General features: G+C 70.3%; 17 protein-coding genes. 5 read left to right on the forward strand and 12 right to left on the reverse strand.

The window, feature by feature from the left end; all coding sequences use genetic code 11:
* The first annotated feature begins 31 nt into the window (after positions 1–31).
* Positions 32–604 carry a lytic transglycosylase domain-containing protein gene (locus tag ASF44_RS14350; protein ID WP_235579224.1) on the forward strand — a complete coding sequence of 191 codons (573 nt, stop codon included), beginning with the start codon at positions 32–34 and terminating at the stop codon, positions 602–604.
* Here ASF44_RS14350 and ASF44_RS14355 read toward each other — a convergent pair.
* From ASF44_RS14355 to hemA, 6 genes are all read right to left on the reverse strand, one after another.
* Positions 591–1,925: a hemolysin family protein gene (locus ASF44_RS14355; protein WP_056899910.1), complete on the reverse strand. Its 1,335-nt coding sequence runs from the start codon at positions 1,923–1,925 to the stop codon at positions 591–593. The two genes, ASF44_RS14350 and ASF44_RS14355, sit on opposite strands and share 14 nt — an antisense overlap.
* Positions 1,922–2,917, reverse strand: a complete 996-nt coding sequence (locus ASF44_RS14360) for an AAA family ATPase (protein WP_056899911.1) — start codon at positions 2,915–2,917, stop codon at positions 1,922–1,924. Before ASF44_RS14360 ends, ASF44_RS14355 begins: the two co-directional genes overlap by 4 nt.
* 101 nt (positions 2,918–3,018) lie before the next feature.
* Positions 3,019–3,345, reverse strand: coding sequence for a Grx4 family monothiol glutaredoxin (grxD, locus tag ASF44_RS14365; protein WP_056899912.1), 327 nt, complete (start codon positions 3,343–3,345; stop codon positions 3,019–3,021).
* Positions 3,346–3,376: 31 nt separating this feature from the next.
* Positions 3,377–4,198, reverse strand: a complete 822-nt coding sequence (prmC, locus tag ASF44_RS14370; RefSeq protein WP_369820925.1) for a peptide chain release factor N(5)-glutamine methyltransferase — start codon at positions 4,196–4,198, stop codon at positions 3,377–3,379.
* 57 nt (positions 4,199–4,255) lie between these two features.
* Complete coding sequence (gene prfA / locus ASF44_RS14375) at positions 4,256–5,341, reverse strand: peptide chain release factor 1 (protein ID WP_056899914.1); 1,086 nt, start codon at positions 5,339–5,341, stop codon at positions 4,256–4,258.
* A gap of 73 nt (positions 5,342–5,414) precedes the next feature.
* Entirely contained in the window at positions 5,415–6,692 is a 1,278-nt protein-coding gene (hemA, locus tag ASF44_RS14380; RefSeq protein ID WP_056899915.1) for a glutamyl-tRNA reductase, read from the reverse strand.
* Between the two features lie 71 nt (positions 6,693–6,763).
* Between hemA and ASF44_RS14385 the strand changes: the two genes are divergently transcribed.
* Complete coding sequence (locus ASF44_RS14385; protein ID WP_056899916.1) at positions 6,764–7,030, forward strand: hypothetical protein; 267 nt, start codon at positions 6,764–6,766, stop codon at positions 7,028–7,030.
* A gap of 7 nt (positions 7,031–7,037) precedes the next feature.
* Here the strand turns inward: ASF44_RS14385 and ASF44_RS14390 are convergent, their stop codons facing one another.
* From ASF44_RS14390 to ASF44_RS14405, 4 genes are read right to left on the reverse strand one after another with little or no spacing between them, the layout of a single operon-like run.
* A complete protein-coding gene (locus ASF44_RS14390) occupies positions 7,038–8,342 on the reverse strand; it encodes a GNAT family N-acetyltransferase (protein WP_056899917.1) in 1,305 nt (434 codons plus the stop codon).
* 28 nt (positions 8,343–8,370) lie between these two features.
* The gene (gene nudC, locus ASF44_RS14395; protein ID WP_082524809.1) at positions 8,371–9,192 is read right to left on the reverse strand and encodes an NAD(+) diphosphatase; all 822 of its coding nucleotides are present in this window, start codon (positions 9,190–9,192) and stop codon (positions 8,371–8,373) included.
* Positions 9,193–9,246: 54 nt separating this feature from the next.
* Complete coding sequence (locus ASF44_RS14400; protein ID WP_056899918.1) at positions 9,247–9,858, reverse strand: protocatechuate 3,4-dioxygenase; 612 nt, start codon at positions 9,856–9,858, stop codon at positions 9,247–9,249.
* 37 nt (positions 9,859–9,895) lie between these two features.
* Positions 9,896–10,777 (reverse strand): NUDIX hydrolase, encoded by an 882-nt coding sequence (locus ASF44_RS14405; protein ID WP_056899919.1) that lies wholly within the window; start codon positions 10,775–10,777, stop codon positions 9,896–9,898.
* A gap of 109 nt (positions 10,778–10,886) precedes the next feature.
* Here ASF44_RS14405 and ASF44_RS14410 point away from each other — a divergent pair, with 109 nt between their 5' ends.
* Positions 10,887–11,798 carry an SDR family NAD(P)-dependent oxidoreductase gene (locus tag ASF44_RS14410; RefSeq protein WP_056899920.1) on the forward strand — a complete coding sequence of 304 codons (912 nt, stop codon included), beginning with the start codon at positions 10,887–10,889 and terminating at the stop codon, positions 11,796–11,798.
* 90 nt (positions 11,799–11,888) lie between these two features.
* Positions 11,889–13,499 (forward strand): glutamate--cysteine ligase, encoded by a 1,611-nt coding sequence (gshA, locus tag ASF44_RS14415; RefSeq protein ID WP_056899921.1) that lies wholly within the window; start codon positions 11,889–11,891, stop codon positions 13,497–13,499.
* Between the two features lie 4 nt (positions 13,500–13,503).
* Here the strand turns inward: gshA and ASF44_RS14420 are convergent, their stop codons facing one another.
* Positions 13,504–13,719 carry a hypothetical protein gene (locus ASF44_RS14420; RefSeq protein WP_056899922.1) on the reverse strand — a complete coding sequence of 72 codons (216 nt, stop codon included), beginning with the start codon at positions 13,717–13,719 and terminating at the stop codon, positions 13,504–13,506.
* Positions 13,716–14,090, reverse strand: a complete 375-nt coding sequence (locus tag ASF44_RS14425; RefSeq protein WP_056899923.1) for an HPF/RaiA family ribosome-associated protein — start codon at positions 14,088–14,090, stop codon at positions 13,716–13,718. Before ASF44_RS14425 ends, ASF44_RS14420 begins: the two co-directional genes overlap by 4 nt.
* A 147-nt stretch (positions 14,091–14,237) precedes the next feature.
* Between ASF44_RS14425 and ASF44_RS14430 the strand changes: the two genes are divergently transcribed.
* Positions 14,238–15,224 (forward strand): Bug family tripartite tricarboxylate transporter substrate binding protein, encoded by a 987-nt coding sequence (locus ASF44_RS14430; RefSeq protein WP_056899924.1) that lies wholly within the window; start codon positions 14,238–14,240, stop codon positions 15,222–15,224.
* The last annotated feature ends 3 nt before the right edge of the window (positions 15,225–15,227 follow it).

Consider the following 15,227-nt stretch of genomic DNA (forward strand, 5'->3'; position numbering starts at 1 on the left):
CGGGCTGCTGGGCGGCCTTGCCGGCGTTGGCTTGCTGGGAAGCAGCACCCTGGCGCATGCCGGCGGCCAGGTCGAGGAACCGCTGGTCGATTCGGTCCGCAGCGCGCTGAGCGCCGCGGTGGCGCAGGCCGCGCCGCCGGTTCCCGAGTTCCACAGCACCGATGCACGCATGGCCTACCTGCGCTGGCTTGGTGCGGCCAGCCCGCTGCTGCTGCGGCGCAAGCCCGAGTGGGGCGAGCGGCGCGAGTTCCTCGACACGGTCTGGTACGAGAGCCGGCGCGCCGGCCTCGACACGGCCCTGGTGCTGGGGCTGATCGAGGTCGAGAGCAATTTCCGCCGCTTTGCCATCAGCGTGGCCGGCGCGCGAGGCTACACGCAGGTCATGCCGTTCTGGACGCGGGTGTTGGCCGATGGCGACGCGAGCCGGCTGTTCCATATGCAGACCAACCTGCGCTTCGGCTGCGTGATCCTGCGCCACTACCTGGACCGCGAGCGCGGCGACCTCTTCCTGGGCCTGGGCCGCTACAACGGCTCGCGCGGGCAGGCACCTTATCCGAACGCGGTGCTGGCGGCGCGCCGGCGCTGGGAGTTCAGCGCGGCGTAGCCGCAGCCGGCACGACCGGCCCGGCCGCGGGCGTGATGCGCGAGACCATCACCTGGTCGATGCGGAAGCTGTCCACGTCCAGCACCTCGAAGCGAAAGCCACCCCAGCTCACCGTGTCGGTGCGCCGCGGCACCCGGCGCAGCATCACCATCATGAAGCCGGCCAGCGTCTCGTATTCCTCGGCATGCGGCATCTCCTCCAGCAGCAGCGCGCGCTGCACGTCCTGCACAGGCGTGGCGCCGTCGATGAGCCAGGAGTTCTCGTCGCGCTTGACGATCTGCTCCTCGTCCAGCGGGTAGGACACCAGCTCGCCCATCACCGTGCTCATGACGTCGTTCAGCGTGACGACGCCGACGACGAGGCTGTACTCGTTGACGATGACCGCGAAGTCCTCGTGCACCAGGCGGAACTGGTCCAGCACCTCGGTCAAGGTCAGCCGGTCCGGCACCACGAGCACCTTGCGCACGAGTGCGTCGTCCATCAGCGAGATCGACTGGTTGTTCAGCACGCGTTGGAAAAGGTCTTTGGCGTCCACGTAGCCGACCACGCGGTCGATCTCGCCGTCGCAGACCGGGTAGGTCGAGAACGGCTCTGCCGCGATGCGCAGCCGGATCACGGCATCGGGCTCGTCGCGGCGGAAGAAGGCGATGCGGTCGCGTTGCGTCATGGCCGAGGACACCGTGCGCGTGTCCAGCTCGAACACGTTGGCGATCACCTGCTGCTCGCGCGCGGCCAGTGCGCCGGAGCGGGCTCCGGCCTCTGCCATCGCCAGGATGTCCTCCGACGTGATGCGGTCGTCGCGCTGCGTCGGCAGGTCGAACAGCTTGAACAGGGCGTCGGCCGTTCGGCTGTAGACCCAGACCAGGGGCTTGAACAGCGACATGCAGGTCTGCATGGGCCGCACCACGCGCATGGCCAGGGCTTCGGGTTGGGTCATGCCCAGGCGCTTGGGGAACAGGTCGGCAAACAGGATGAACAGCGAGGTCGTGACCAGGAACGACAGCAGGAAGCCCGCGGTGCGCGCCTGCGCGTCGTCCAGGTCCAGCCAGCGCCACAGGTCGGTGAACAAGGGGCTCAGCGCACCCTCGCCGACGATGCCGCCCAGGATGGCGACCGCGTTCTGGCCGATCTGCACCACGGTGAAGTAGTGACCGGGCTGCTCCTGCACCTTCATGACCAGCGCGGCCCGCGCATCGCCCTCGTCGGCCAGCTGGCGCAGGCGCAGCCGACGCGATGCCGCGAGCGAAATCTCGGCCACGGAAAAGAACGCGCTGGTCACGATCAGCGCGAACACAAGCAGGAGGCTGGTGGACAGGCTCAGTGGACGAACCCTATGCGGCTCTTGGCGGCGGCCGGGCGCGGCAGGTCGTCCACGCGCACGTGGTCGCGGCCGTCGAGCCTGGCGTTGCCAAAGCCGGTCATGAGGGCGCGGCGCATCTCGCGCGGCGCCATCTCGGCCAGCGCATCCAGCACATCGGCCTGGGCGTCGGGCTGGAATTGCGGCCCCCAGCCATGCTCGCCACGGATGGCCCCATAGAGCTGGCCGGCGATCTGGCGCGCCTGCTCGGGCGTGGGCGCCGGAATGCTGAACACGTTCATGCGGTTCAGGATGGGCTCGGGGATGGCGCGCTCGTCGTTGGCCGTCGTGATCCAGATCACCTGGCTGGCGTCGATCGCCACCTCGGCGAACTCGTCGACGAAGTTCTGCGCCGTGTCGTGCTCCAGCAGGCTATACAGCGCGCCGAGGGGGTCGTACTGGGCATCGGTGCCGGCCTTGTCGATCTCGTCCACGACCAGCACCGGGTTGGCGTACTGGCCATCGACAAGCGCCTCGAACACCTTGCCGGGCTTGGCGCCCTTCCATTGCGAGGAGGCGCCCGACAGCAACCAGCCGGCGGTCATGGAGCTCATGGGCAGGAGGCTCATGCCCGTGCCCAGCAACTCGGCCAGCTTGCGCGCGAAGTGGGTCTTGCCGATGCCGGGCGGGCCCAGCAACAGCATGGGCGTGACTTCCAGGCCGTCGGGGCTGTTGTGGCTCAGGGCCACGTGGCGGCGCACGTCGTCCAGCGCTTCGGTGAAGTTGGGCAGCGTCTGGTAGAGCGTGGCCATCTCGGGGATGCCGGACGGCTTGACCTGGAAGCGCTCGGGGCCTCGCTCGAGCATGCGCTCGTACGTGCTGCGCAGGTGGTCCTGGTCCTTGGACTGCAGCTTGGCCAACCTGCGCTCCACATCCTGCGTCTGGTAGACGCTGCGCATGCTGGCCACAGGCAGGTGGATCGGGGTGGCCGTCAAGGCGGTGCTGCGCGATTCCATCGAAGCTCCTCGTGAAAGTGACGAGAGTGACGAAACCATTTCAGCATAAGCCGTGCCAGCCCACCAGCGGCGCGCCGCCCGCTGTCGGGCGGCCGCAACCGTCAGGCCGGCGTGGCGCCCAGCAGCTGGCGCAGTTCGCCGGATTCGTACATCTCCATCATGATGTCCGAGCCGCCGACGAACTCGCCCTTCACGTACAGCTGGGGGATGGTGGGCCAGTTGCTGAATTCCTTGATGCCCTGGCGGATGGCATCGTCGTCCAGCACGTTGACAGTCTTGACGTTCTTGGGGTCGACGCCGCAGGCCTTCAGGACCTGGATGGCGCGGCCCGAGAAGCCGCACATGGGAAAGCTCGCGCTGCCCTTCATGAACAGCAGGATGTCGTTGGACTTGACCAGGTCGGCAATGCGTTGTTGGGTGTCGCTCATGGGGGGAACCTCCAGACGGAAATGGCCGCAATTATCCCGTGATCGGCCACTGCCCGCCGGAGCAGCGCGCGATGCCCGCCAGATCCATGCGGCTGCCCACCTGGACGAAGCCCTGGGCGCGCAGCAAGGCGCAGACGGCGTCGGCCTGGTCGTGTCCGTGTTCCAGCAGCAGCCAGCCGCCAGGGCTCAGGTGCGCTCCCGCGTCGGCGGTGATCGTGCGCAGGTCGTCCAGCCCGTCGGCACCGGCGGCCAGGGCAGCAAGCGGCTCGTGCACAAGCGCCGCCAGGTGCGGGTCTTCTTCGGCGATGTAGGGCGGGTTGGAGACGATCAGGTCGTAGGGCCCGTCCACGCCGTGCAACCAGTCGCCCTGCATGAACTGCACGCGCAGGTTCAGTTGCCGGGCATTGGCGCTGGCCACGGCCAGCGCGTCGGCACTGCGGTCCACGGCCGCCACCAGGGCGTCGGGCCGGGCATGGGCCAGGGCCAGCGCGATGGCGCCGCTGCCCGTGCCCAGGTCGACGACGCTGCCACCCGCGGGCAGGTGCTCGAGCGCCCATTCCACCAGCGTCTCGGTGTCGGGCCGCGGCACCAGCACGCGGGCATCGACCTGCAGTGGCAGGCCGAAAAACTCCTTGTGGCCGAGCAGGTAGGCCACGGGCTCGCCGGCAAGCCGGCGCGCGGTGTGGGCGTCGAAGCGCTGCAACACATCGGGCGCCAACGGGTCCTGGTCGTGCGCCAGCAGCCAGGCCCGGTCGTTGGCGTCGTGGCCCAGCGCGTGCAGCAGCAGCAGCTGGGCATCCAGCCGGTCCAGGCCGCGCGTGGCAGCCGCCGCCAGAAGCTCAGCGATGCGCATGGCCATTCCTTCTGCTTTCTTCGGAGTTCGCTTGCCTGGGGTGGCCCGGCACGGCGCTCACGCGGCGCCGACTTCCAGCTCGGCCAGTTGCTCGGCCTCGCGCGCGGCGCGCAGTGCCTGCACGACTTCTTCCAGGTCGCCTTCCATGATGAAGGACAGCTTGTAGAGCGTGAGGTTGATGCGGTGGTCGGTCAAGCGGCCCTGCGGGAAGTTGTAGGTTCGGATGCGGTCGCTGCGGTCGCCGCTGCCGATCAGGCCCTTGCGCTCGGCCGCGTCCTTGGCGGCGCGCTCGCTGCGCTCCTTCTCCTGGATGCGCGCGAGCAGCACCTGCAGGGCCTTCGCCTTGTTGCGGTGCTGCGAGCGGTCATCCTGGCATTCGGCCACGATGCCCGTGGGCAAGTGGGTGATGCGCACCGCCGAGTCGGTCTTGTTGATGTGCTGGCCGCCGGCGCCGCTGGCGCGGTAGGTGTCGATGCGCAGCTCGGCCGGGTTGATCTGCACGGCCTGGGCCTCGTCCGGCTCGGCCAGCACGGCGATGGTGCAGGCGCTGGTGTGGATGCGGCCCTGCGTCTCGGTGGCGGGCACGCGCTGCACACGGTGGCCGCCGGATTCGAAACGCAGGTGGCCGTAGACGTCGTCGCCGTCCACGCGCATCACCACTTCCTTGTAGCCACCCAGCTCGCTGGCGGATTCGCTGATGAGTTCGGTCTTCCAGCCGCGGCGCTCGGCGTAGCGGGTGTACATGCGCAGCAGGTCGCCCGCGAACAGGGCCGATTCGTCGCCGCCGGTGCCGGCGCGGATTTCGAGGAAGGCCGCGCGCGCGTCGTCCGGGTCCCTGGGCAGCAGCATGCGCTGCAGCTCGTTCTCCAGCTCCGTCAGTTCGGCCTGGGCGCCGTCGATCTCCTCGCGCGCCATGTCGGCCATGTCCGGGTCGGCCAGCATCTCCTGGGCGGTGGCCAGGTCGGACGAGCGCTGCTGGTGGCGCACGTAGCGGCCCGCCACCTGTGCCACGTCGGCATGCTCGCGCGACAGGGCCATGAATTGCTTCATGTCCGCCATGATGTCCTGGCGCGACAGAAGGAAGTCGAGCTCGGACAGGCGCAGCGCATAGCGCTCGAGTTGCTGGCGGAGAAAGGGTTTCAAGGCGGCGATCCGGTGTTCAGGCGCAAAAGGGGAGGGAGGCCCGGTGTGGCGGGCCGTCGCAGGCAGGACGCCGCTAACGTTCTTTGCGCAGGAACAGGCGCGAAATGGTCTCGGCCGCGTGCTCGCGCGCCGGGCCGTCGCCGGCATGCAGCTCGGCCATGGCGCCGTGCAGCATCTTCTGCGTGAGGCCCCTGGCCAGCGCCTCGAGCACGGCATGCACGTCATCGCCGCGCGCCAGTTGCTTGCGCGCACGGGTCAGCTCGGCCTGGCGCCACGCGTCGGCCTGGCTGTTGAGCTGGCGGATCAGCGGCACCACGCCGTGCTGGGGATCGCGCTGGCCCATCCAGTGCAGGAAGCTCTGCACGCCGGCGTCGATGATGACCTCGGCCTGCGCCACCGCGGCCTGGCGCTGCGCCTGGCCGGTCTGCACCACGCTGGCCAGGTCGTCCACGGTGTAGAGGAACACGTCCTCCAGGCCCTTGACCTCGGGCTCGATGTCGCGCGGCACGGCCAGGTCGACCATGAACATGGGGCGGTGCTTGCGCTGCTTGAGCGCGCGCTCCACGGCACCCAGGCCGATGATGGGCAGAGTGCTCGCGGTGCAGCTCACGATGGCGTCGAACTCGTGCAGCCGGGCCGGCAGGTCGGCCAGGCGCATGACCTCGCCGCCGAAGCGGCCGGCCAGTTTCTCGCCGCGTTCCAGCGTGCGGTTGGCAATCGCGATGGACTTGGGGCTCTTGGCCGCGAAGTGCGTGGCGGCCAGCTCGATCATCTCGCCGGCGCCCACGAACAGCACGCGCACCTGGCCCAGGTCCTCGAACAGCTGCGAGGCCAGGCGCACGGCGGCGGCCGCCATGCTGATGGAATGCGCGCCGATCTCGGTGGCCGTGCGCACTTCCTTGGCCACGGCGAAGGAGCGCTGGAACAGCTGGTTCAGCGTGGATCCCAGCGCACCAGCCTGGTCGGCCACGCGCACGGCGTCCTTCATCTGGCCCAGGATCTGGGCCTCGCCCAGCACCATCGAATCCAGGCCGCTGGCCACGCGGAACACATGGCGCGCGGCCAGGCCGTCGTGCAGCGTGTAGGCGTGCGAGCGCAACAGCGCCGGCGCGACGCCACCGGCCTGGGCCATCCAGTCCACCGTGCGGTCGATGGCCTGGGCGTCGGCCGCGCCATGCGCGCAGTAGATCTCGGTGCGGTTGCAGGTGGAGATGATGGCGGCCTCGGGCCCCGACAGCGCCGAGCGCAGGCCGGCCAGCGTCGGGGCGATCTGGTCCAAGGCGAACGCAAACCGCCCGCGCAGATCGAGCGGGGCGGTGTGGTGATTGATGCCGAGTGCCCAGACAGCCATAACCGGCGATTATAAAATCCGGCGCTTCTTCCTGCCGCTTGACCTGCGTCAAGCCTTGCGCTCTCTGTCCCATGGGTGTTGTCGATCTGCTGCTGCATGGGCTGGCTTTCGTGCTGCCGGCCTTGTGCGTCGCCCTGTGCACCACGCTGGCTGGCCGCATGGGCCGTGGCGGTGGCATGCGCTGGTGGGGCGAATGGCTGCTGACCAGCGCGGCCGGCAGCCTGGCGCTGCTGGGCGCGCTGTGGGCCATGGGCCGCGATGGCAGCATCGCCGGCTATGCGGCGCTGGTGGCCTGCTGCGCAACCTCGTCCTGGCTGTTGTCGCTGCGCCGCGGCTGAGCCGCGTTCACGACAGCAGGTCGTGGTGCGTATGCCCCGACTGCAGCGCGTGCACGCATTCGCGCCAGGGTTGGTCGGCCTGCGTGATCAGGAAACCGTAGGCGCCGTAGTCGTCGTAGCGCCGCCCGCGCATCACCGTGACCTGCAGCACCGATTGCTCGTCCGTGCCCAGGTGCACCACCACGCGCCCCGAGGCCTTGAGCGGCAGTTCTTCGCGCGCATGGGCCTGGAAGCCCTCGTTCGAGACGTCGACCACCTGCAGTTTCACGAGCCGGCGCTGGCCGCCGATCTCGATTTCGAGCCGGCCCTTGCACTTGAGCGAGAAGCGCGGGTGCCGGCGCAGCGTGTCCATCTGGTCCGGCGGCTTGTCCAGCGGCGGCAGCACGGCCTGGTAGGCCGGCAGGTCGTAGATCTCGTGCAGCATGGCCTTCTTGCGCGCGTCGAGTTCCGCGAAGCCCTGTGTGCGCTGGTTGAAGAAGTGGTCCAGCAGCGCCGGTGTCATGACCGGATCGTTGGTCGTGTAGTAGCGCCGCACCGGCAGCTTGATGTTGGGCAGCTCCATCTGGAAGAAGTAGTGGTGCAGGCTCTTGCGCGGCGGCTTGCCGGCGTAGGCGCGCGCGAACAGGGTCTCGGCCTGGCTCAGGTCCAGCGTGGCGCCCACGGCCGGCGCGCCGTTGGCGAAATCGTAGGCTGCCACGGTCTTCTGCGGCAACCGGCGGAACGACAGCAGCGATTCGTAGAGCTCGATGTGGTACGGGTTGACGGCGATCACCAGGTGCCGCGTGTCGAAGAAGCGCGTGCAGTAGGCGTGCATGAACTTCATCAGCGGGAACAGGATGGCGCCGCCCGTCTTGCGGTGCTTGGGGTGCACGGCCAGTGCCGAGACCTCGGCGATCTGGCCGCGCTCTGCCTCCACGCTGGACAGGTCGAACACCGCCTGCAGCGGAAAGCCGAACGGGCTCTGGCGGATCAGCGAGATGGTGCCGACGACCTCGTCGTCGTACTTGGCGCACAGCGTGGTGGTGGTCGGCAGCGCGTGGTAGAGCGTCGCGCGCAGGCCCGACGGTGACGGTTGCATGAAGCCCACGGCCACGTAGGCGTCGTGCAGCAGCCGGAAGCACGCCTCCAGTTCTTCCTGCGTGTCGGCGATCTTCAGCGTCAGGCGCGGGCCGGGCTCCGGGTCGCAATCGACGAAGGAGCGGGCCACCGCGAAACGCGCCGACTGCGGCAGGAAGCCGATGGCCTGGCGCATGCCCTTGTGCAACGCGCGCCGCGTGCGCGAAAGCAGGGTCTGTGACTTCGATCGGGCCATGGCGTGCTCCTCGCGCCGCAGTATCCCTTCAGCGGCCGGGCAGGTGGGCCTCGATCAGGTGTCCGGCGATGGACAGCCCGCGTGGGGGGATGGCCGGCATCGCGTCGCCGGGGCCGACCCACACCGCCTCCTCGATCTCGTTGTCGTCCAGCCGGATGTCGCCGCCGGCGTACTCGGCCGTGAAGGCGATCATGAGCGAGTGCGGGAACGGCCAGGACTGGCTTGCGAAGTAGCGCAGGTCGCGCACCTGCAGGCCGACCTCTTCCTGCACCTCGCGGTGGATGGCTTCCTCCACCGACTCGCCGGCCTCCAGGAAACCCGCCAGCGCCGTGTAGAACCGCGTGGGCGAGTTGCGGTGGCGCGCCAGCAGGATCTCGGGTCCGCGCCGCACCAGCACCATCATGGCCGGCGAGATGCGCGGATAGGCCATGTGGCCGCAGGCCGGGCAGCGCATGCAGCGTTCGCCGGCCACGTGGGTGGTGGCGCCGCCGCAGGCGCCGCAGAAGCGGTGCGTGCGCGCCCATTCGGCGATCTGCCAGGCGCGGCCGGCCACGGCCAGCAGGCCTTCGTCCATGCTGCCGAACAGGGACCGCAGCCGGCGCGTGCGCAGGCCATCGGGCAGCGGCGTGCCCTTGGGCAGCCAGGCCACGCGGCCATAGGCCTGGTCGAGCAGGCCCACGGGCAGGAAGTCCCGCGTGCCGATCCCCAGGGCGGCACACGCGGGTGTGCCAGGCAGGGCCAGGTCGGCCTCGCCGACCACGAGTTCATCACCACAGAACACGAAGTTCTGCACCAGGTCCTGCTCGCGTGCTGCCAGCAGCGGCGTGAACGAGGGAGGGGTCTGCAGCATGGCGGGCATCCGGGCCGTTGGGGCCCGCATGCTAACCGCCGCCGGCGGCGTGCGTCAGAGGGCCAGCACCAGGGCGGGGCGGGCGTGCAGGCCGTCTGCGGCCGGGGTGTAGGGCAGCGTCACGGCGGCGCGGTCGGCGGCATCGAGCCGGCGCCACAGGAAGTCGCGCGCATTGCCCGGGTCGCCTTGCACATAGAGCTGCGTGGTCAGCAGCGTGCGCGCGCCCAGCCGCACCTTGACGTGGATGTGCGGCGTGCGGCCGCTGTAGGGCACGGGCTGGATGGTGCGGAAACGCCAGCGCCCGTCGGCATCGACCGTGGTGCGGCCGAAGCCCTGGAAGGCCGGGTCCTGGCGGCTGCCATCGCCCGGGTGGTCGTAGTGGCCGTCTTCGTCGCATTGCCAGATCTCCACCTGGGCGCCGCGCACCGGCCGGCCGTCGACATCGCGCAGCGTGCCGTCCAGCCAGGCCGCACGGCCACGCGTGTAGCGCAGCGCGCCGTTGCGCAGCAGGTCGTTGTCGGCGTCGGCCGGGAAGGCGACGGGGTAGAACGGGCCCTCGGTCTGCGCGGGCGTGGGCCGCGGCCGCTGTGCGGTGGGCTGGGCCCGCGCGGTCAGCAGGGCGGGGCAGGCGATCAGGGCGGCGGCAAGCGTGCGTCGGGTCGGCATGGCGGTCAGATGCCGTCGGCCGCGTTGTGGTTCCGCGCTACAGGAACAGCGCGTCGAAGCCGTCCACCGGCTCGAAGCGCTTGTTGTTCCAGCGCAGGCGCAGCGGCCCGGCCATGGCGCGCTCGCGCACCGGGTGGCAGGCGTCGCCCGGGTAGCAGACCACGCGCGTGCCGCCATCCTCCAGGCTCTCGGGCTGGATCAGCGGGGGGCGGCGCGTGCGTGCCGCGGCCACGGCTTGCCCGGCGTTGTCGTGGCGCGCCAGCTGGGCCAGCGTCATGATCTGCGGCGGCGCCATCTCGATCTCGCGGTCCCAGTAGCGCTGCAGCGCGGCGCGCGGCGACAGCCAAGTGCTCTCGGTGGTCTCGTAGTCGTCGTGCGTGGCCACCTGTTCGGGCGGCACCACGGCGGCGAAGAAGCGCGTGTCGAAGCGCTTGTTCATGACCGAGGGCACGCGCGGCGTGATCCAGCGCGACCAGGGCGCCAGCCGGCGCGTCTGCAGGCGCAGGCCCAGCTCGGCCAGCATGGCGTTGAACGGCGTGCCGGCCTTGAGCAGCGCGGACGCGCGGGCCAGGTCGGGCTCGCCGCCCTCGAAGGTCTCGGCCAGCAGCACGCCGGCCTCCTCGAACGCCTCGCGCACGGCCGCCACGTACAGGCCGGCGGCATGCGCGTCGTCCAGCTCGGCGTCGTGCAGGCTGGCGTGCAATTGCGGCGCGGCCTGGTCGAGGTGGCGCGCCGCGTCGAGCTCGGCGTCGGCCGCATCGAGCTTGCCGCCCGGGAACACGTAGGCGCCGCCCAGCACGTCGGACAGGCCATGGCGCTTCATGAGCAGCACCTCCAGGCCGGCCGCCCCGTCGCGCAACATGACCACGGTGGAGGCCGCGCGGGGCGGGGTGTCGATGGCGTGCAGGTTCAGTTCCATGGGGTCTCGTCTCCAGTACAGTTGCGCGGCTTTTTCGCTGCGCCGCAGGCTAACAGAGGCCGCCGGCCCGTGCTGTCGCGCAGCTTGCACTTGCCAAGGAGACGAACGAATGGGTCTGGATTTCAAGGGCCGTGTGGCCATCGTGACGGGCGCCGGCGGCGGCCTGGGCCGTGAACATGCCTTGGCGCTTGCCCGGCGCGGCGCCAAGGTGCTGGTCAACGACCTGGGCGGCGCGCGCGATGGCAGCGGCGGCTCCACCAGCGCGGCGCAGGCCGTGGCCGACGAGATCGTCGCGGCCGGTGGCCAGGCGCTGGCCAGCGGTGCCTCGGTCACCGACTACGAGGCCGTGGCGGGCATGGTGCAGCAGGCGGTGGACGCCTGGGGCCGGGTCGACATCCTGGTCAACAACGCCGGCATCCTGCGCGACAAGAGCTTCGCCAAGATGGATCTGGCCGATTTCCGCCTCGTGATGGACGTGCACCTGATGGGCGCCGTGCACTGCTGCAAGGCCGTCTGGCCGTTCATGACCGAGCAGAAGTACGGCCGCATCGTGATGACGAGCTCGTCCTCGGGCCTGTACGGCAATTTCGGCCAGGCCAACTACGGCGCGGCCAAGATGGCGCTGGTCGGCCTCATGCAGACGCTGGCCATCGAGGGCGCCAAGAGCAACATCCGCGTCAACAGCCTGGCACCGACGGCGGCCACGCGCATGACCGAGGACCTCATGACGCCCGAGGTGCTGCGCGCGCTGGAGCCGTCTGCGGTGGTGCCCGCCATGCTGGTGCTGGCCAGCGAGGACGCGCCCACGCGCGCCGTGCTGTGCGCCGGTGCCGGCTCGTTCGAGGCCGCGCACGTGACGCTGACGCAGGGCCAGTGGATCGGCACCGGCGAGCAGGCCCCCGAGCGCCTGGCCGCCGCGCTGGACGCCGTGCGCGCGCGCGAGGGCGAAACCGTGCCGCAAAGCGGCTCGGAGCAGGGCCGGCTGGAAGTCGGCCGCGCCATGCAGCAAGCGGCGCGCTGAGCCCGCGCCAGCCTTCCAGGCCCTGCCCTGCAGGGCTTGTCGGCCTGTGATACCTTCCGGCCCCACACAGATTCCGGGGCTCGAAACAACATGGCCACAACGACCTTGCACGCCAGCACGCCCCTCACGGAGCGCGCCGGCGCCCTCGCGGCCGAACGCCTGCGCGGCATCCGCCGCGGGCTCGAAAAAGAAAGCCTGCGCGCCACGCCGGACGCGGGCCTCGCACTGACGCCGCATCCGGCCGCGCTGGGCTCGGCCCTCACGCACGAGCACATCACCACCGACTTCAGCGAGTCGCAGCTGGAACTCATCACCGGCGTGCACGCCGATGTCGACAGCTGCCTGGCCGAACTGCGCGAGGTGCACCAGTACGTGTACCAGGTGCTGCGCGAGCAGGGCGACGAGATGCTGTGGGTCTCCAGCATGCCCTGCGGCCTGCCGACCGACGAGACCATCCCGATCGGCCGCTACGGCTCGTCCAACGTGGGGCGCGCCAAGAGCGTCTACCGCATGGGCCTGGGCCACCGCTATGGCCGGCGCATGCAGACCATCTCGGGCATCCACTACAACTGGTCGATGCCGGGCGTGGGCAGCGAAGACTACTTCGGCCTCATCCGCAACTTCCGCCGCCACGCCTTCCTGCCGCTGGTGCTGTTCGGCGCCTCGCCGGCCGTGTGTGCCAGCTTCGTGCAGGGGCGCGAGCACGCGCTGCAGCCGCTCGGCGAGCACAGCATGGCCCTGCCGCACGCCACCTCGCTGCGCATGGGCCGCCTGGGCTACCAGAGCGACGCACAGTCCTCGCTGGCCGTGAGCTACAACAGCCTGGAGGGCTACGGCGCCTCGCTGCAGGAAGCGCTCACGCGGCCCTACCCGGCCTACGAGCAGGTGGGCATCCGCAATCCGGGCGGCGACTACAACCAGCTCGCCACCAGCCTGCTGCAGATCGAGAACGAGTTCTACGGCACGATCCGGCCCAAGCGCGTGATCCGGCCAGGCGAGCGGCCGCTGCACGCCCTGCGCGAGCGCGGCGTCGAATACATCGAGGTCCGCCTCATGGACCTGGACCCGTTCGAGCCGCTGGGCATCGCGGCATCGACCATGCGCTTCCTCGACGTATTCCTGCTGCACTGCCTGCTCAGCGACAGTCCGCCCGACACGCCCGAGGAGATCGCTGCGCTCGCGCGCAACCAGCACCGCGTGGCCGCGCGCGGCCGTGAAGGCGGCCTGGTGCTGGAGCAGGACGGCCGTGAGCGCCTGCTGACCGAATGGGCGCTGCAGCTCGTCGACGAATGCCAGCCCATCGCGCAGGCCATGGACGCAGCGCTGGGCGGCGATGCGCACGCGGGAGCCCTGCAAGCGGCCCGTGCCGCGCTGCTGGCGCCCGAGACGCTGCCCTCGGCCCGCGTGCTGGAGCACACCACGCGCGCGCACGGCGGCAGCTTCACGCGCTTCACGCTGCAGCACTCGCTGCAGGCGCGCGAGCAGCTGCTGGCGTTGCCGTTCCCGGCCGCGCTGCGCGAGCGCTTCGTCGCGGCATCGGCCGCGTCCATCGAGGCGCAAAAGCGCATCGAGGCCGGCGACACCATGCCCTTCGATGTCTACCGCGAGGAATATCTGCGGCCCGAGCGGCTGGGGCTGGGCCTCAAGCGCCGCGGCGCCGGTGCCGCGCCGCAGGTGCTGCAGCAGGCTGCTGCGCTTTGAGCCTCTAGCGCCGGTCGGCGCGCCGGCGCCACAGGAAGTGGCCGATGAAGGCCAGCCCCAGCACCAGCGCGAACCAGCCGACGATGGCCGATTGCGCCACCGTGTCGCGCAAGCCCGAGGGCGGCATGAACTGCGGCCCCAGCAGCACGGCCAGGCCGATCAGGCTGCACAGCCCGCCCTTCCAGGCCAGGTCGGCTTCCTTCTTGGCGTCGCGGCTCACAGGGCGGCCGCGTCGGCGTCCGGCACGCCGTCCTTGCGGATCGACTCGCGCTCGCGGTGGCGGCTGTCGCGGCCGCGGTCCACCGTGTGTTCGACCAGGCGCTTGAGCTTGTCGGCCGCGCCACGCACCGCGAGGTCCTGGCTGTCGCCATCATGGTGCACGGCCAGCGGCTGGTGGTGTGCCAGCCGGGCCTCGAGCGTGCAGCGCTTGTCGCCGCTGCCGGCCTTGCCGCCGTTCTCGTCGGACAGGTGCACCTCGATGCGCGTGATGTCGTGGCGAAAGCGCGCCAGTTCGTCCTGCAGGTAATGCTCGGCCCAGCGGTCCAGCGATTCCTTGTTGGGCAGTCCGGTCGTGTTCACTTGCACTTGCATGGGGTCGGGTCTCCGGTAAACCTGTGGACAGCCGAGTGTGCCTGAGCCCGGGCCGCTCCCGTGTAGGAACGGGACGAATCACCCGCCGGTGCTCTGGTATCGTTCTTGCGTTTTTTTCGTGCCCTCCGTCCTACAGGAACCGACCCCATGTCCCGTACTTCATTGCCCCGCACGGCGCGCCGCCGGTTGACCCAGGCGCTGGCCGTGGCCGCGCTGCTGGGCGCTGGCTTCGCGGCCCAGGCCCAGACCACGGTGCGCCTGCTGGTCGGTTTTCCGGCCGGCGGCGGCACCGACGTGATCGCGCGCACGCTGGCTGAAAAGCTGCAGGGCGAGCTGGGCCAGAGCGTGATCGTCGACAACCGCGCCGGCGCCGGCGGCCAGATCGCGGCCAACGCGCTGAAGACCGCCGCGCCCGACGGCAACACCTTGTTCCTCACGCACGACCACACCGTCTCCATCCTGCCGCTGGTCGTGAAGAACCCCGGCTTCGACCCGGCCAAGGACTTCGTGGCCGTGGCCGGGTTCGCCACCTTCGTGAACGCGCTGGCCGTGTCCGGCGGCACGCCGGCCAAGTCCATGCCCGAGTACCTGAACTGGATCAAGAGCCAGGGCGGGCGCGGCACCATCGGCATCCCGGCGCCGGCCTCGACGCCTGAGTTCCTGGTCAAGGTGCTGGCCGACAAGTACAAGCTCGACCTGCAGGCCGCGCCCTACCGCGGCAGCGCGCCCATGATCGGCGACATGCTGGGCAACCAGATCGGCGCGGGCATCGGCTCCGTGCCCGACTTCATCGAGAACCACAAGGCCGGCAAGATCCGCGTGGTCGGCGTGCTGGGCAACGCGCGCCAGGCCGCCATGCCCGACGTGCCGACCTTCGCCGAGCTGGGCGTCGCCGGCTTCGAGGACCTGCCCTACTACGGCATCTTCGCGCCGGCCGGCACGCCGCAGGCCGCGATCGACCGCTTCTCGGCCGCCCTGGCCAAGGTCATCGCCATGCCCGATGTGCAGGGCAAGCTCACGGCGATGGGGCTCACCGTGGGCTACATGCCGCAGCAGCAGCTGCACGCCCGCGAGCAGGCCTACACCAGGACCTGGGCCAGGATCATCAAGGACAGCGGCTTCCAGCCGCAGTAGACC

It is taken from the genome of Pseudorhodoferax sp. Leaf274, from assembly GCF_001422445.1.
In the GTDB taxonomy this organism is placed as follows: Bacteria; Pseudomonadota; Gammaproteobacteria; order Burkholderiales; family Burkholderiaceae_C; genus Pseudorhodoferax.

What these genes read in the sequence shown, in the direction of transcription:
- ASF44_RS14360 (WP_056899911.1), bottom strand. Translation starts at nt 2,917, where the DNA reads ATGGAATCGCGCAGCACCGCCTTGACGGCCACCCCGATCCACCTGCCT.
- grxD (WP_056899912.1), bottom strand. Translation starts at nt 3,345, where the DNA reads ATGAGCGACACCCAACAACGCATTGCCGACCTGGTCAAGTCCAACGAC.
- prmC (WP_369820925.1), bottom strand. Translation starts at nt 4,198, where the DNA reads ATGCGCATCGCTGAGCTTCTGGCGGCGGCTGCCACGCGCGGCCTGGAC.
- hemA (WP_056899915.1), bottom strand. Translation starts at nt 6,692, where the DNA reads ATGGCTGTCTGGGCACTCGGCATCAATCACCACACCGCCCCGCTCGAT.
- ASF44_RS14385 (WP_056899916.1), top strand. Translation starts at nt 6,764, where the DNA reads ATGGGTGTTGTCGATCTGCTGCTGCATGGGCTGGCTTTCGTGCTGCCG.
- ASF44_RS14390 (WP_056899917.1), bottom strand. Translation starts at nt 8,342, where the DNA reads ATGGCCCGATCGAAGTCACAGACCCTGCTTTCGCGCACGCGGCGCGCG.
- nudC (WP_082524809.1), bottom strand. Translation starts at nt 9,192, where the DNA reads ATGCTGCAGACCCCTCCCTCGTTCACGCCGCTGCTGGCAGCACGCGAG.
- ASF44_RS14400 (WP_056899918.1), bottom strand. Translation starts at nt 9,858, where the DNA reads ATGCCGACCCGACGCACGCTTGCCGCCGCCCTGATCGCCTGCCCCGCC.
- ASF44_RS14405 (WP_056899919.1), bottom strand. Translation starts at nt 10,777, where the DNA reads ATGGAACTGAACCTGCACGCCATCGACACCCCGCCCCGCGCGGCCTCC.
- ASF44_RS14410 (WP_056899920.1), top strand. Translation starts at nt 10,887, where the DNA reads ATGGGTCTGGATTTCAAGGGCCGTGTGGCCATCGTGACGGGCGCCGGC.
- gshA (WP_056899921.1), top strand. Translation starts at nt 11,889, where the DNA reads ATGGCCACAACGACCTTGCACGCCAGCACGCCCCTCACGGAGCGCGCC.
- ASF44_RS14425 (WP_056899923.1), bottom strand. Translation starts at nt 14,090, where the DNA reads ATGCAAGTGCAAGTGAACACGACCGGACTGCCCAACAAGGAATCGCTG.
- ASF44_RS14430 (WP_056899924.1), top strand. Translation starts at nt 14,238, where the DNA reads ATGTCCCGTACTTCATTGCCCCGCACGGCGCGCCGCCGGTTGACCCAG.